The organism is Orbus sasakiae (assembly GCF_039542345.1).
In the GTDB taxonomy this organism is placed as follows: Bacteria; Pseudomonadota; Gammaproteobacteria; order Enterobacterales; family Orbaceae; genus Orbus; species Orbus sasakiae.
Genome location: NZ_BAABHY010000001.1, coordinates 1,867,905 through 1,884,513 on the forward strand (window position 1 = coordinate 1,867,905; position 16,609 = coordinate 1,884,513).

Below are 16,609 nucleotides of genomic sequence, written 5' to 3' on the forward strand. Positions count from 1 at the left end.
GTATAATAATTATCAATTAAATCCTGTTTCCCCCTATTCCAAAACATCTAATTTACTGTCATACTAATTAAGCCTAGACAATAACAAAGAGAACAAAATGACGTCAGGATTCACTTTCTTTATACTGCTTATTTTATGTGTTGTTGCATTGATTGCCTTCTTAAGTTTACAAGGGCGAGTGACTGCATTACAAATCCAATTACTGACATTAAAAAAACGTTTAGATGAACTTGCTGATCAAAAAACGGTTCCTGTAGACAAAACGCAATCCGCTGAATCAAACAGTCTAAAAAATCCAAGTACGCCAACCGTTACCAACACTGTGATATCCAAACCACTCGTGGCACCGTCATCGATGACAACAAACATAGTCAATCAACCAATTCAATCGATGGTACCGACGCCACAAGCAAGTCAACTTAACCCAGTGACGCCACCGCAAAATAGCAAAACGATGCCTAATCGTGTCGCGGATGAAAATAGCCTCGGTCATCGCGTTATTCAATGGTTAGTAAAAGGTAATCCAGTGGCTAAAGTTGCTATTATCATTTTATTCTTTGGCTTATCCTACTTACTCAAATACAGTATTGACCACGGATTATTATCACCCCAAATCCGTATTCTTGGTTCATTAGCGCTTGGTATTGCACTACTCACGATTGGCTGGCGCTTGCGTAATAAAAAATCATTGTATGCGTTAATTTTGCAAGGTGGCGCAATTGGTGTTATTTATCTGACCTTATTTGCTGCTTTCAAGTTATATGGCTTAGTGCCTTTACTGTTAACCTTTGCGTTGTTAATTATCATTTGTGCAACAAGCATTATGTTTGCGATTTTACAACGCGCAATCAGTTTGGCTATTATCGCCTGCGTTGGTGGTTATTTAGCACCAATTCTATTATCAACCGGTAGCGGTAATCATATTGCACTTTTTAGCTATTATTTACTGATTTCAACGGCTATTTTAATTATTAGTTTTTGGCAATCTTGGCGCTTACTCAATTTAATCGGTTTCGTCTTTACTTTTGTTGTCGCCATGCTGTGGGGTTACCGCAGTTTCCAAGCACCATTCTATATTGAGTGTCAAATTTTTATCCTTGCTAACATGTTAATATATGGCGTACTTGCAGTATTGCTATCAGTACGAAATCAACAAAAAGAGCCCTACCAAAATGTGCTTGATTTAATATTACTATTTTCGGTTCCTTTAACTGCATTTAGTTTGCAGTACGCAATCACGCAACAATGGCAGTATGCTCCTGCTTTCTCAGCATTAGGTTTCGGACTCTTTTATTTAGTCGGATCATTTGTTGTGTTACGTGTTTGGCGTCAGCAAGCCAAACATTTAGCGCTTTATGGGCTGGCTATTGGTCTTGGATTTAGCACCTTAGCTGTTCCGCTCGCATTAACAGCCAATTGGACGGCGATCGTTTGGTTAATTGAAGGGACAGCAATAAGTTATGCCGCTTTATCTCAGAAGCAGTATCGTTTCGCTTGGGCTGGTGCTTTAATCGTCATACTTGGTGCCATCAGTGCACTATTTGCCAATGTCACTTATATCAATGACGTTAACTTTATCACGTTATATGGCGTGATGAGTGCCATCATTTTATTTAATGGCTGTTTATGGCACCACTATCGAAACTTAGATGCAAGCTCGGATGGAATTAAATTATTATTTATCATTATTGCAATAATTTCTTGGTCAACATGGATTATCCAAGGGGTTGTACGTATCGATCAAACAACGTCTTATGTGGTTCAACCAATCATTGCTTGTTATGTGATTGCTGTTTGGTTATGGTTTGTAATCGGTCGTAAAATTGATTGGCCTTTATTACGCTATGCGGTGATTACATTGTGGCCAGTATTAGCATTAGCACTTGCGAATAATATTCACTTTTACCTTCATACTTATTATGCTGGATTATGGGGGCTAAGTTGGTTAGCTGCGTTTATCAGTGCTTATTGTTATCTGTATTTTGATAAGGATAACTTAAAAGATAATCAGCAATTGTCGATGATATTACATATCAGCTTATTATGGATTGTTTTGGCTTGGCTTTACTACGAAATAAACGGGATGTTAACATTCCTACCATGGGGCTTTGATGTCATAAAATGGTCGGTATTGACCGTCTTCACATCAGTCATTATTTTGGTCTTTTTCCTACTGAGTCAATACCGCCGTTTCCCAATTGATGGTTTTGCAGCGCAATATTGGAAAATTGGGCTATTACCTGTTGGTTTTTATTTGGCATTCAAACTTGTTACTGGTTTATATAGTAGTGGGCAAATTATTTATTGGACGTATGTTCCTTTCATCAATCCATTAGAAGAAGCAGCTGTATTAGGGCTAATGATGTTTGCCATTTGGTTAAATCAACTTGTTGCGTTGACAAGCGGTAATCAAAAAATGCCAACCACATCAAGGCAGCATTCAGTGATGGCCGTATTATTCATCATCACACTCACCTTCTTGTGGTCAAACAGTGTGATTTTACGTTCTCTGAGTCAATGGCTAGAGATCTCATGGTCATTTTATGCGTTATGGCATAATAATATTGTTCAAGTCGTCTTATCACTCGTTTGGACATTAAGTGCGGTGATATTGATCGCAATTGCACATCGTTATTTGTTACGTAACGTTTGGTTTATTGGGGTGATTTTACAGGTCATTGTTGTACTCAAACTTATCATTATTGATAGTGTTGAACTGGACGGATTGATGAGGGCCTTTGCCTTTATTGGCGTTGCATTACTCATGTTAGTGATTGGTTACTTAGCTCCGCTACCGCCCAAAAATAATAAAAAGAATCCATTGCAAAGCATAGATTCTAACGTAAAAGATCATCGTGCTAGCATAGAATAACTCTGCTAGCGGAAAAATATAAATATTAGGATGGATAAAATGATAGCCAAACATTTTTCAGTGATATGTTTATCATTAATGGTTAGTTTTAATGCGTTGTCAGTTCAAACTGACTCAACTGACAAATATGCGTACGGTGCTGAACTGTATGTCACAGATAATGAAAGCATGTTTAGTCGGGTTGAACTTGATGGTAATATTTACACTCAAACTGTGTCACCCCTTTTAGATGATGTCAGAGTATTTAATCGCAATGGTCAAACTGTTCCGTTTAGTTTAATCGAAGTTTACGACAAACAACAAAGTAAACAACAATTTAATATGGTGATGTATCCTGTCAGCCAAACGAATGAGCCAGCCCGGAATTCACAACAAGGTGATTATGCCGTTTCAATTCAAGGACAAAACGTTAACATCAAAGTCGATAAACTGAGTGATAGTCTAGCCAAGTATTCCACCACTTACCTTCTACAATTACCTAAAGACAGTAATGTAGTAAACCCGATCAGTAATTTAAAACTGACATTTGAGGAACAAGCTGAAAACTGGCAAGCGGTTGCTGATATCTCCTATAGTACAAATCTAAAATATTGGGAAGATGTGACGACAAATGTCCCGATTATGGTTCTTAATAACAATCAAGACCAAGTGCTTAAACTTACCGACATTAGCTTCCAACCTTATTCCTATTATAAAAATGTCACTTGGCTCATTACCTTATATTCGCAGAAAAAGATCCCTAAACTCACAGGGGTGACCGCTTCAGCAAATAATACATTACTGAGTAATGCCTTACACCCTATTGATTTTACCTTAACGAGCTCTGACGGACAAAATGCCATCTACACTTTACCGATAGCCATCCCCGTTAAAGAGCTTGGTATTGCGCTTTATCAATCACGCAGTGTGTTACCCGTAAGTATTTTTTATAAAGCAAGTAGCAAAGATGAACAGTGGATTAAACTTGAAGATCGCATCATCCGCCAAACTAACTATGATGACGAACAAACACGGATTGCCGTTAATCAGCGTTTAATCTCTCAACTTAAAATTGTTTCGCTCAATAGTAATTTTGATGAAGCGCCAAAAGTGATAGCTTACCGTAATAAGGTGGATTTAGTGTTTAATAGTGCAAACAACGCACCATTTATTTTAGCCTGGGGATCAGCAACAGCAAAACCCGCGGCATTATCTTCGTCGGCATTATTATCAGCTAATGACTCTATTTCATCGTTACCACTCGCCTATATCGGCGATCCCGTAAAACTTGCTGGTGATAAAGCGCTACACGATGACGGTAATGTACAATCTTCGGGTATAGCTAACTGGATAATCTGGTTAGGGTTGATTATTGGTGCAGGACTTTTGGTAATATTAGCGCTAAAATTATTAAAAGAGATAAAAAAGAACAGCTAATAAAAGGATAGCAACAAGCTTGATATCCTAATTAAAACAGCTGTTTTTTTAACAAATAAAAGGCGGTTATCATAACCGCCATATTGTTACTCATGTCATCGAGCGAAGACAAATACAAGTGAGAGGATTTATTTTTTAATAAAATTATCTTTAATTAAATCAATAAAATCACCACCTTTACCTTCTAATGTTGCTTTAGCACTATAAAGCGCCATTCCTTTCACATCACCCACCGTCACCATTGGCGGCATAATCAACTCATTTGCACTTGTGTGAACATCTAATAGCGCAGGACCATCATACGCAAGGAATTCCTGTACCGCTTGTTCAAGTTGTTCAGCTTCAGTAACCTTACGGCCATAAAAACCAATGCTCTTAGCAATATCAGCTAAATTTGGGTTGTTAAGATCAGTATAACGGTTAACTAGCCCTTCTTGTTTTTGCTCTAACTCAACAAAATTCAGTGACTGATTATTTAATACGGCAATTTTAATCGGCAGTTTTTCTTGTACTGCAGTTAAAAGATCACCAAGTAACATGGTTAATCCGCCATCGCCAGATATCGAAATCACTTGTCTTTGTGGGTAAGCTTTTTGCAGACCAAGAGCCTGCGGCATAGCATTAGCCATCGAACCATGTTTTAGGCTACTGAGTGTTCGTCGTTTACCATTAACATGGATATGACGTGATAACCATACCATTGCAGACCCGACATCAGCGGTAAACAGCGCATCTTCGGCGGCATGTTTATCAAGTAAATCGACTAAATATTGAGGATGAATTAATTGGTTACTGGATACCACCATTTTCTTATCTAATTTAGCCACGGCTTTTTTGTAGAGTTCAACGTATTTGTCTAAAAACTGTTGATCTTGACGCGCGATCAATAAAGGGATAAGCGCTTTGATCGTGGCTTTTACATCAGCAATAACACCAAAATCGACAGGATGACGTAAACCAATTCGCGTTGCATCATGATCGACTTGAATAATGGTTGCATTATCAGGGTAAAATTGAGACCACGCAAAACCACAACCAAGTAGTAACAAAGTATCGCAAGATTTAATCATCTCAAATCCACCTTTGGTACCAAACATTCCGGTCATACCAACATTATAAGGGTTATTTGGCTCAATAAAATCTTTGGCTCTTGAAGTATGAGCTATCGGGGCTTTTAGGATCTGAGCTAATTCAACCAATTCGTCATGCGCATATCGGCAACCAATACCCGCGTAAATACCAATATTTTTACCTTTATCTATTAACGATACAATTTTTTTGAGGTCATCTAAATGAGGAACCGTCGCTGATTTAGATTCGACAGGCAGATAGCTTGCGTGATCAATAATTTCAGCTTTACTAACATCGACCGGTAAAACAATCACGGCAACACCGTGTTGGTTAATTGCCGCTTCAACAGCTTGAGTAAAAATACGACGAGCACTGTGTGGATGAATCACTTGCTGACAAAATACCGAACAATTTTTATAGACACTAACAAAATCGACTTCTTGTGGTAAATCAGATCCCAATCCATCCGATGCTAGCTGGCTAGCAATCAAAACAACCGGTGCGCCATTACGTTGCGCTTCATAGATACCATTAATGAAATGTAAGCTTCCTGGACCACAAGAACCGGCACACGCAGTCAATTGATCAGACACAAACGCTTCAGCGCCTGCAGCAAATGCCCCCGCCTCTTCATGACGAACATGAACCCACTCAATATTACTGTCATGTATGGCTTCTGTAACATAGTTTAATGTATCACCAACGACACCATAGCAATGTTTGACGCCCGCTTCTGATAAAACGTCAACCAATATCTGAGCAACTGTTTTTTTTGTCGACATGCGAAATACCTCTTGATAAGTGTTTGATATAAATAATTGTTATTATTTAACCGTGTTTGACAAACTGAATCAATCTTAAATAGTATTGATCATTTCACTATTCTATAAGAAAACATAACATGATTTTATTCATTTTGTGGTTTAGCAAGATGGCTATTGGGTGGCGGTGTAAGTAACCAAACTCGACCATAATGATTATAAAAACCGGCCTGATGGCCCGCATCATCACCAATTCCTTGATAAATATCCAAATGTTGTCCCTTAATAGCACCGCCGATATCTAATGCAATCATTAAACGTAATTCACGTTGCCCATTATAAATCCCCTTATCATCGAGTAATGGCACATCAATTAACATCACTGAGCCTGCAGGAATAATCGATTGATCGGATGCCACTGAGGCTTTAGCCACAAGCGGAATTCCCGTTGAACCAACAACTGCAGCATTCGGTTGTGGCTTAAAAAAGACGGCAGACGCATTTTGTTTCAATAACTCAATTACTGTTTGGGGATCTTGTTGCTCAGCCCAAGCTTTAATAGCTTGCATTGAAATTTTATCACGATCAATTTGTCCCTGTTCAATCAATAACCGCCCAATACTTTGGTAAGGATGGCCATTTTTACCACTATAACCAAAAAAGACTAATGGCTCACCATTTTCGAAATCAATATAACCACTGCCTTGCACTTCCATAATAAAATTATCAATCAATGATTGAGTATACGCAATTTCAAGCTGACGACCCGCAAATATACCGTTATAAATTTGTTCTCGTGTTGGTAGCTCTCCCTGCCAGTTATCAGGCTTAGCGTAAAGCGGGTAGCGAAATTGGTCATCAGGATAATGCCTTGCTTTCAAAACAGGGGTGTAATACCCCGTAAGATGAACATTCGCATAGTTATCTTGACCTGAAAGTAAATAGCTTGTTAGGCCAACTCGGTTAAATTCATTCGTGGCTAAATTTGTATTAATCCATTGATTCACCGCCTCATAAATGACTTGGTTTTTTTTATACAGTGACGGCGAAACTTGCTCAATAAGCTTGACTTGTTGTAAATAATCGTCAATATTAACGGGCTTTGTTAAACGGGGCTGAGATACGTTAAAAATGGGTGATAGTGTGCCATCTAAATATTGCTGACCTTGTTCAGTCGGGTAATTTTTACATCCCGTTATCATAAATAATGGTAATAAAATGCCGCAGCAGCCTTGTATTAATTTGCTTTGAAATCTATTTTTCATTTTCGTTACTCGCTAAATTAGTGCAAAAAAGCTCAAAAATAGTTCATTATAAGTGCATAGCTATAATCATTTTTACATCATAAAAAGATTTAATGAATATCTTCAATAAAAACATTGATATCACTATATAGAATCTTTAATATCTCAAGGCTATTACTCAAATAAAATAAATCAAGGAATAAAGATACCATGAATTCAGTCAATGATACTGGGTCTTCTCAAGAAAATAAACTTAAACGTCATCTATCTAATCGACATATTCAATTAATTGCAATCAGTGGTGCAATTGGTACCGGATTATTTATGGGATCGGGTAAAACAATCAGTCTTGCCGGACCTTCTATTATTTTTGTTTATATGATCATCGGATTTGTGCTCTTTTTTGTTATGCGCGCAATGGGTGAAATCTTATTATCAAACTTAAATTATAAATCATTTAGTGATTTTGCAGCCGATCTACTCGGACCTTGGGCCGGCTTTTTCACGGGGTGGACGTATTGGTTTTGTTGGGTAATAACGGGTATCGCTGATGTGGTTGCCATTGCCGGCTATGCACAGCATTGGTTTGAGGCATTACCCGCTTGGATTCCAATGTTAATTTGTATTTTTGTCTTACTTTCGCTGAATCTACTGACGGTAAAAATGTTTGGTGAAACCGAGTTTTGGTTTTCAATGATTAAAATCATCGCCATTCTTGCATTAATTGTCGTGGGTATTGTGTTAATTGCTACAGCTTACTACTCAGAACAGACACAATCTTCTGCAGCACTAAGTAACCTTTGGCAATATGGTGGTATGTTCCCGAAAGGAATGATGGGCTTTTTTGCTGGTTTCCAAATTGCTATTTTTGCTTTTGTTGGGATTGAATTAGTTGGTACGACTGCGGCAGAAACAAAAGATCCAACAAAAAACTTACCACGAGCGATCAATTCTGTGCCGATGCGTATTATCTTTTTCTATGTGTTTGCACTGATTATTATTATGAGCGTGACACCTTGGACCTATATTTTACCGAACAAAAGTCCATTTGTTGAACTCTTTACATTAATTGGTCTACCTGCGGCGGCAAGCTTAATTAATTTCGTGGTACTGACCTCTGCGGCGTCATCTGCCAATAGTGGAATATATTCAACTAGCCGTATGCTATTTGGCTTAGCCAAAAAACACGATGCACCGTCTTTATTTGGTAAACTATCATCTCGCTTCGTCCCAGCTAACGGCTTAATGTTTTCTTGTATTTGTTTGCTTGGCGGTGTGGTATTGATTTATATGGTTCCTGATGTTGTGGAAGCATTTACTATTGTGACAACCATTTCAGCGATTTTGTTTATGTTTATTTGGTCAATTATCTTGATCTCTTATATTGTTTACCGCAAAAAACGTGCCGCACTTCATCAAGCATCATTATTTAAAATGCCTGGTGGTGTATTTATGTGTGTTGTGTGTCTTGCTTTCTTTGCTTTTGTCATTGTATTACTCACATTTGAAACAGATACTCGACAAGCCTTGATTGCGACGCCAATCTGGTTTATTGCGCTGATTATTGGTTATTTATTACGTAAAAATTTAATAAAATCGAATTAACCACCCTATCATCCTGAGTAAAACCGCCTTATCATCAGGCGGTTTTTTTATCTTCACGATTTATGGATCACTGCATTTTTTTATGACTCGCATTTCACGCTTATGTTATGATAATTCCATTGTGGCAATAATAACCTATTTACTGGCTAAGACTGACTATGGGCTATACATTAACTTTTAACGAGCTACCTGAAAATATCCAAAACTGGCAAGCTTTGCCATTATCTTTAAACGGCTGTGAAGTTGTTCCACTCGATTACAATGCAGGGAAAACAGGCTGGATTATTTATGGTAAAAAACTTAATAAAACGTTGTTGTCAAAATTCCAAAACAAATTGGCAATTCCCATTGTCATTGTGTCATCTTGGAAAATAAAAACGTATCAAGTGATTCGAATTGCAGGCGTTATGCCAAAAAATGCAAAAGAAATTGCCATGGGATTAGGAATCGATATTTCGATTATTGATAATCTACCGACCCTTCAGTCCCAAGGACTGCTGGTTATGGATATGGATTCAACCGCGATTTCCATTGAATGTATTGATGAAATTGCAAAACGTCACGGTGTTGGTGAATTAGTTTCTAATATCACTGAACAAGCCATGCGCGGTGAAATAGATTTTACAACCAGTTTACGTAAACGCGTTGCCACACTAAAACATGCAGATGTATCAATTTTAGAAACGATAAAGAAAGAGTTACCCATTATGCCAGGGCTGTCTTTTTTAGTAAAAGAATTGCATAAACGAAATTGGAAAATTGCCATTGTATCGGGTGGATTTACCTATTTTGCTGATTACCTAAAAGGTAAATTTAAATTGGATGAAGTGTATGCCAATCAGCTTGATATTAATCATTCGGGTAAACTCACAGGCAAAGTAAAAGGTGAAATTGTTGATGCAAAATTTAAAGCTAGAACCTTACAAAACTTAGCTAATCAATTTAATATTCCCATTGAGCAAACTGTTGCCATCGGCGATGGCGCCAATGATCTGATGATGATCCGAATTGCAGGACTCGGGGTGGCTTATCATGGCAAACCCAAAGTCGTTCAAAAAGCGAAAATTAGTATCAATTATGCTGATTTAACCGGGCTTGTCTGTATTTTATCAGCCAGCCTCGATAGTGAAGGTTAATCAAGAATTACCATTGTATTGGAGATAAAATTTGGCGAAGTCCCCTAAACGTGCTTATGTTTGTAATGATTGCGGTGCTGATTATCCCCGCTGGCAAGGTCAGTGTAGTGAATGCCATGCATGGAACACGATTACTGAAGTTAGGCTTGCTTCGACAACGACGCGTAGTGACCGTTTTAGTGGTTATGCTGGCGACCTAGGTCTTTCAAAAATACAGAAACTTGCTGAAATTAGTCTCGAAGAGTTACCACGTTTCTCAACCAGTTTTTCTGAGTTTGACCGTGTCCTCGGGGGTGGGGTTGTGCCGGGTAGTGCGATTTTAATTGGTGGTAGTCCAGGGGCTGGTAAAAGTACACTGTTGCTACAAACGATGTGTCGCTTATCAACCCAAATGAAAACACTCTATGTCACTGGCGAAGAATCATTACAACAAGTCGCGATGCGTGCTCACCGATTAGGGCTACCGACTGATCAAATTAACATGCTATCAGAAACCAGTATTGAGCAAATCTGTTTATTGGCTGAAAAAGAGCAGCCAAGGTTAATGGTAATTGACTCCATCCAAGTCATGCATATGGCCGATATCCAGTCATCACCAGGGAGCGTTGCGCAAGTTCGTGAAACGGCTGCCTATTTAACGCGATTTGCTAAAACAAAAGGAATTGCAATTATTATGGTTGGTCACGTGACCAAAGATGGTTCGCTTGCCGGACCGAAAGTCCTTGAACACTGTATCGATTGCTCAATTTTGCTTGATGGCGATTCAGATTCACGATTTCGAACGCTACGCAGCCACAAAAACCGCTTTGGTGCTGTTAATGAGTTAGGCGTTTTTGCAATGACGGAACAAGGCCTTAAAGAAGTTAGTAACCCATCAGCCATTTTTCTAAGCCGAGGAGATGAAATGTCGCCGGGCAGTTCTGTAATGGTACTTTGGGAAGGCACTCGACCTTTACTGGTTGAAATACAAGCTTTAGTTGATCATTCGATGTATGGGAATCCAAGACGTGTTACGGTTGGCCTTGAGCAAAATAGATTAGCGTTACTTTTAGCCGTATTACATCGCCATGGTGGTTTACAAATGGCTGATCAAGATATTTTTGTGAACGTTGTTGGTGGTGTAAAAGTCAGTGAAACAAGTGCAGATTTAGCGCTGGTTTCTGCGCTTATATCGAGTTTTCGTAATAAACCGTTACCACATGATCTGGTGGTATTTGGGGAAATTGGTTTGGGTGGTGAAATTCGACCGGTGCCGAGTGGACAGGAAAGAATTTCAGAAGCAGCAAAGCATGGTTTTAAACGAGCAATTGTCCCTGCCGCAAATGTACCAAAGAAAATGCCTACCGATATGAAAATTTATGGCGTCAAAAAATTATCGGATGCACTTGATATTTTAAATGACCTAACATAATATAACGCGTGATTGTCAAAAGACATCACGCTAAATTTTTTCGTTAAATTATTGTCATAACCTATAAATATAGTGTAAAAACCATTCAATCAGGTTCTACGTACCACTCACTGAAATGCGAAAATCAAAAATAGCACGGCCAACATCCCATAATTTATCTGATTAAAATTCACCATTATTTATCGGTTTAAGCTATACTAATACACTTCTGCCACAGTATAGATATTTAATATGAAAACAGACTCTTTGCTATATACCTCTCTCAATAATGAACTTAAATCACACGCGATTGGCGTTAACACTGCCGAATTACATGGATTTCTTAGTGGAATTTTAGCCGGTGGCAACCATGATGAAAGTTGGCGAGTCCTTGTTGATGATATGATGAATGATGGTAAGCCAATGGCTAATTCATTATCCAAGCTGATAACAGAATTATATCATCAAGCCAAACAACAGCTTAATAACGATGACTTTGAGTTTCAGCTGTTCATCCGTGATGATGAATTGTTCGCTCAAATCGATGACTTAGTTGGCTGGATAAATCATTTTCTATTAGGTTTAGGGCTAGCACAGCCTCAATTAGCTAAAGTAAAAGGTGATATTGGTGAAGCCATATATGACCTAAGGCAAATTACTCAACTTGGTTATGATGAAGATGATGATCAAGAAGAACTGGCATTTGCACTCGAAGAAATTTTAGAGTATGTCCGCATGACCGTCATTCTTTGCCATGATGAATTTACTGAACGCGATCAGTCAACAACAATACATTAATATCAGATAGGTTATACCATGAATTGCGATATCCTTGCTCGCCGTGAAAAGTTCGTTTCAACAATGGTTGATAACAGTGCTGCAATATTTTTTTCAGCCCCAGAAGTGATTAGAAGTAACGACACTCACTACCCTTATCGGCAAAACAGTGATTTTTGGTATTTAACTTCGTTTACTGAACCAGAGTCAGTGCTGGTCATTCTTAAAACATCTTCGGATCAGTATCAAAGCATTTTGTTTAACCGAATAAAAGATCCCTTAGCAGAAACATGGACTGGGTTGCGTTTAGGTCAAGATGCGGCATTATCAGCAATCAAAGTTGATAAAGCTTATCCGTTTGATCAAATAGCGGAACGATTGCCTGACATCATCAATGGCACGCATACGTTATACCATGCTGACCAAGTCTATCAATATGCTGATGAAATTGTAAACCATTTACTGACAACATTACGTAAAGGGATTAGGCAAAATTATCGTGCGCCACACATTGTAGTCGATTGGCGATCGATGTTGCATGAGATGCGATTATTTAAATCTGAGCATGAAATGGATATTATGCGCACGGCATGTAAAATTACGGCACAAGGCCATATTCGAGCAATGCAAAAATGTGCCGTTGGAATGTATGAGTATCAGCTTGAAGCAGAAATATTACACGAGTTTGCCCAACACGGAGCCCGCTCACCTTCCTATAATACTATTGTGGGGAGTGGTAATAATGGCTGTATTTTGCATTATGAAAATAACAGTGAATTAATGCACGATGGTGATTTAGTATTAATTGATGCAGGATGTGAATATCAATATTATGCTGGTGATATCACACGAACTTTTCCCATTAATGGTAAATTTACCCACGCACAACGTGACATTTATGATCTCGTACTCAAAGCTCAAATTAAAGCCATTGAATTATTTAAACCAGGTATCTCCATTAAAGAGGTTAATGAACAGGTTATAAAAATCATGGTTGAGGGTTTAAAACAGTTAGGCATTTTATCAGGGACAATTGAATCGCTTATTGAACAAAAAGCGTATAGTCAATTTTATATGCATGGCTTGGGTCATTGGTTAGGCATCGATGTTCATGATGTTGGCGATTATAAAACAGTCGGTCGTGATCGCAAACTTGAACCTGGCATGGTGATAACGGTTGAACCGGGTTTATACATTAATAAAGAGGCCGATGTGCCAAAACAGTATCAAGGTATTGGTATTCGTATTGAAGACAATATTTTGATTACTGATCATGGTAATGAAGTCTTAACTGCTGACGTGCCTAAAATACCACAACACATTGAAGCATTAATGGCACAATCACGATAAATATTGATATTGATATTGATATTGATATTGATATTGATATTGATATTGTTATTAGCTTAAGCTTTATTAGGAAGATTAAGCTAATAACTTATAAGAACCGGATTTTTTATCTATACTGCCCAACATTTACCTGCCTCAAGTCAGCTTGAAAATATCGTTTAGTCGACATAATCATCAAAGATTTAAGCTGATTTTATTCCCAGTGATCATTTACGCATAATATCGTCTAACAACAGTGTGTTTATTCAAGTCATAAACGCTTATCGCGTCTAATCTAAGTTGACAGTTTTATGCATTATCAAAGTTAACAGATTTATTACGGTTAAACACGATCTTAATGGTTAAATCTTTCGCTTTAATGGGTTGATATCGCCATTGTTTCATCGCTTGAATAACCGCACGATTAAAAATATTATTTGGCTTAGCATCGACAATGCGAATATTTTCCACTCGTCCTTGTGCACTGATATCATATAACACAATCACATGCCCTTCTATACGTAAATCTAGCGCTCGACGAGGATATTCAGGGTGATTACGACTAATTGGCGTCGGTGTTGCTGAAAATTGTGTATTGGACGAAATATTAGGTGCCACAGCCGTCTTAGCAATGTTATCAGTCTTAGCTTCTTGTTTTATCTGTTGCTGTGAAGATTGTTGCACGGGTGGTTTATTTTTATGTTTCTCTTTAATTTTGACCGGTTTCTCTTTGATAACTAATATCGGTTCTTTAGCCGGTTCTAATTTTTCAATCACGTCTTTTTCAACAATAAGATCAGGTTCAACTTCGGGCTCTTTTACCACTTCCTCAGGCGTCACTTCAACTTTTTGCTCTTCAATAATTGGGGTCTCTTCGACTTTTTCGATCTCTGGCGTATCTTCCACCAATGACTGTTCCGGTGCCGCCATCACCGTTAAATCAATCATCACCGCTTTAATCGAATTATCACCTTCGATAGAGATGACTCTATCTGAAAATAAACCACTGCCAAATAAAATGCCTACCGCCGCTAAATGCAGAAAAATAGAGACTGAAATGCAAGAAAACAAATTATTTTTTGCTGGTATTTTATTGATTTTTTCTATCATGAAATTAATTCTTTAAAGCATAAAGTAATCTAAGGGTTAATTTTAGATGAAAATAATTATCATTAACAATGTTTTTTTTATTTTTTAAAAGAAATAATTGAAGTTCCCTTGTTGTGCTTATACTTTTATCAGATAATAAAGCTTATTCATTTGATGTTGAATTCACTATTAACACGACAAATCAGTCTGACGGGTAACACTGTAATGCAACAAATTATTGATCTTGTTCGAGACGATCTAGCTAAAGTAAATACGGTTATACAAAACCAACTCACTTCCGATGTAATACTGATCAATCAGTTAGGTAATTATATTATTAGTGGTGGCGGTAAACGAATTCGCCCCATTATTACATTGCTATGTGCTAAAGCATTAAGCTATGAGGGTGATAAACATATCATGGCTGCGGCATTTATTGAGTTTATCCATACAGCAACACTTTTGCATGATGATGTTGTTGATGAATCAGATTTGCGTCGTGGCCGTTCAACGGCAAATAATTTATTTGGTAATGCCGCAAGTGTATTAGTCGGTGACTACATCTATACACGATCATTTCAAATGATGGTGAGCATTGAATCACTCCCCGTTTTAAAAGTGATGTCAGAAGCAACGAACGTGATTGCAGAAGGTGAAGTACAACAATTAATGAATTGTAACGATCCCGATATTTCTAAAGAGCAATATTTGAATGTTATTTACTGCAAAACAGCAAGATTATTTGAAGCTGCATCACATACAGCTGCGCTAATTGCACAAGCACCGAAAGAGATTGAAATTGCATTACAAAATTACGGTCGATATTTGGGAACGGCATTTCAAATTATTGATGATTTACTTGATTATAGTACCGCTGATGCTGCCTCGTTAGGTAAGAATCTGGGCGATGATCTGAATGAAGGAAAACCAACCTTGCCGTTATTACATGCAATGAATCATGCAAAAAACCCTGATGATGTTGCAATGATAAGAAAAGCAATTGAAGACGGTAATGGACGTCACTTATTGGAAAAAGTACTTAAGGTCATGCAAGAGTGTGGTTCGTTAGATTTCACGTTCAATGCCGCTAAAGAAGAAGCCGATAAAGCAGTCAATGCACTTGATGTTCTACCTAACTCACCTTATAAAGATGCATTAAAAGAACTCGCACTTTTGTCTGTTGACCGAAGTTATTAATCATCTTCTTTTCGCTATCATTTACAACGATAAAGCCGCTATTAAGCGGTTTTTATATTTGCAAATCACGCCTTGATTATTAAGCATATATCAACAAACCAAATCAATCCTATATCAAACTGCGAAGTATCATCATTCATATAAAATTTTATGACATTACCAGTATTTTTTGATGACATGCTTTTATGGCAATAACCATAAAAAAACAGACAAATGCGGGTTTATTAAATCAAAAGCTGAGTTGTAATCAATCAGGCTTGCACATTGTATTGTTAAAATCGTTCTGACAATCCAGTGATAAGTCAATACTTAAACTATGTATTGTAATGGGTAAAACAAAAACGCCCCATCTTTCGATGAGGCGTTTTCATGTTTATTTAAAAGTCTGGCGGTGACCTACTCTCACATGGGGTAACCCCACACTACCATTGGCTCCACGGCGTTTCACTTCTGAGTTCGGCATGGGTCAGGTGGGACCACCGCAACATTGCCGCCAGACATAACTCTGTTTAGCATGAACAATTGAATGACTCAATTATTCCTAAATTCCTTTACGACCTACTTGCCTACTGATATATCGACACATATTATGATTTTTTGTTACATTAATCATCAGTATGGGCAATAAAAAACCCCTATCAAACGATAGGGGTCTATATAAATTAAAAGTCTGGCGGTGACCTACTCTCACATGGGGAGACCCCCACACTACCATCGGCTCC

Annotated in this window: 11 protein-coding genes and 1 rRNA gene; 8 read left to right on the plus strand and 4 right to left on the minus strand. The window is 37.9% G+C overall.

Annotated features, from left to right (window positions below; genetic code table 11):
- Window positions 1–97: 97 nt before the first annotated feature.
- Both ABEA36_RS08310 and ABEA36_RS08315 read left to right on the plus strand, forming a co-directional pair.
- The gene (locus tag ABEA36_RS08310) at window positions 98–2,872 is read left to right on the plus strand and encodes a DUF2339 domain-containing protein (RefSeq protein ID WP_345490770.1); all 2,775 of its coding nucleotides are present in this window, start codon (window positions 98–100) and stop codon (window positions 2,870–2,872) included.
- Window positions 2,873–2,911: 39 nt separating this feature from the next.
- Entirely contained in the window at window positions 2,912–4,288 is a 1,377-nt protein-coding gene (locus ABEA36_RS08315) for a DUF3999 family protein (RefSeq protein ID WP_345490773.1), read from the plus strand.
- A gap of 128 nt (window positions 4,289–4,416) precedes the next feature.
- Here the strand turns inward: ABEA36_RS08315 and ABEA36_RS08320 are convergent, their stop codons facing one another.
- On the minus strand, window positions 4,417–6,141 hold the full coding sequence (locus ABEA36_RS08320; protein ID WP_345490775.1) for a thiamine pyrophosphate-dependent enzyme: 1,725 nt from the start codon (window positions 6,139–6,141) through the stop codon (window positions 4,417–4,419).
- 125 nt (window positions 6,142–6,266) lie between these two features.
- Window positions 6,267–7,385, minus strand: coding sequence for a murein transglycosylase A (gene mltA / locus ABEA36_RS08325; RefSeq protein WP_345490778.1), 1,119 nt, complete (start codon window positions 7,383–7,385; stop codon window positions 6,267–6,269).
- A gap of 189 nt (window positions 7,386–7,574) precedes the next feature.
- Here mltA and cycA point away from each other — a divergent pair, with 189 nt between their 5' ends.
- The 5 genes from cycA to pepP all read left to right on the plus strand — a co-directional run bounded on the left by cycA (window position 7,575) and on the right by pepP (window position 13,622).
- Complete coding sequence (gene cycA / locus ABEA36_RS08330; protein WP_345490780.1) at window positions 7,575–8,969, plus strand: D-serine/D-alanine/glycine transporter; 1,395 nt, start codon at window positions 7,575–7,577, stop codon at window positions 8,967–8,969.
- 158 nt (window positions 8,970–9,127) lie between these two features.
- Window positions 9,128–10,105 (plus strand): phosphoserine phosphatase, encoded by a 978-nt coding sequence (gene serB, locus ABEA36_RS08335; protein WP_345490782.1) that lies wholly within the window; start codon window positions 9,128–9,130, stop codon window positions 10,103–10,105.
- Between the two features lie 31 nt (window positions 10,106–10,136).
- Window positions 10,137–11,516 carry a DNA repair protein RadA gene (radA, locus tag ABEA36_RS08340; RefSeq protein ID WP_345490784.1) on the plus strand — a complete coding sequence of 460 codons (1,380 nt, stop codon included), beginning with the start codon at window positions 10,137–10,139 and terminating at the stop codon, window positions 11,514–11,516.
- A gap of 231 nt (window positions 11,517–11,747) precedes the next feature.
- Window positions 11,748–12,293: a YecA/YgfB family protein gene (locus ABEA36_RS08345; protein WP_345490786.1), complete on the plus strand. Its 546-nt coding sequence runs from the start codon at window positions 11,748–11,750 to the stop codon at window positions 12,291–12,293.
- Between the two features lie 18 nt (window positions 12,294–12,311).
- A complete protein-coding gene (gene pepP, locus ABEA36_RS08350; protein ID WP_345490788.1) occupies window positions 12,312–13,622 on the plus strand; it encodes a Xaa-Pro aminopeptidase in 1,311 nt (436 codons plus the stop codon).
- 288 nt (window positions 13,623–13,910) lie between these two features.
- On the opposite strand, the gene ABEA36_RS08355 is transcribed toward pepP, so the two are convergent.
- Window positions 13,911–14,711: a TonB family protein gene (locus ABEA36_RS08355; protein ID WP_345490790.1), complete on the minus strand. Its 801-nt coding sequence runs from the start codon at window positions 14,709–14,711 to the stop codon at window positions 13,911–13,913.
- 204 nt (window positions 14,712–14,915) lie between these two features.
- Here ABEA36_RS08355 and ispB point away from each other — a divergent pair, with 204 nt between their 5' ends.
- On the plus strand, window positions 14,916–15,887 hold the full coding sequence (gene ispB / locus ABEA36_RS08360; RefSeq protein ID WP_345490792.1) for an octaprenyl diphosphate synthase: 972 nt from the start codon (window positions 14,916–14,918) through the stop codon (window positions 15,885–15,887).
- Window positions 15,888–16,270: 383 nt separating this feature from the next.
- On the opposite strand, the gene rrf is transcribed toward ispB, so the two are convergent.
- Window positions 16,271–16,385 (minus strand): 5S ribosomal RNA (gene rrf, locus ABEA36_RS08365).
- Window positions 16,386–16,609 lie beyond the last annotated feature (224 nt).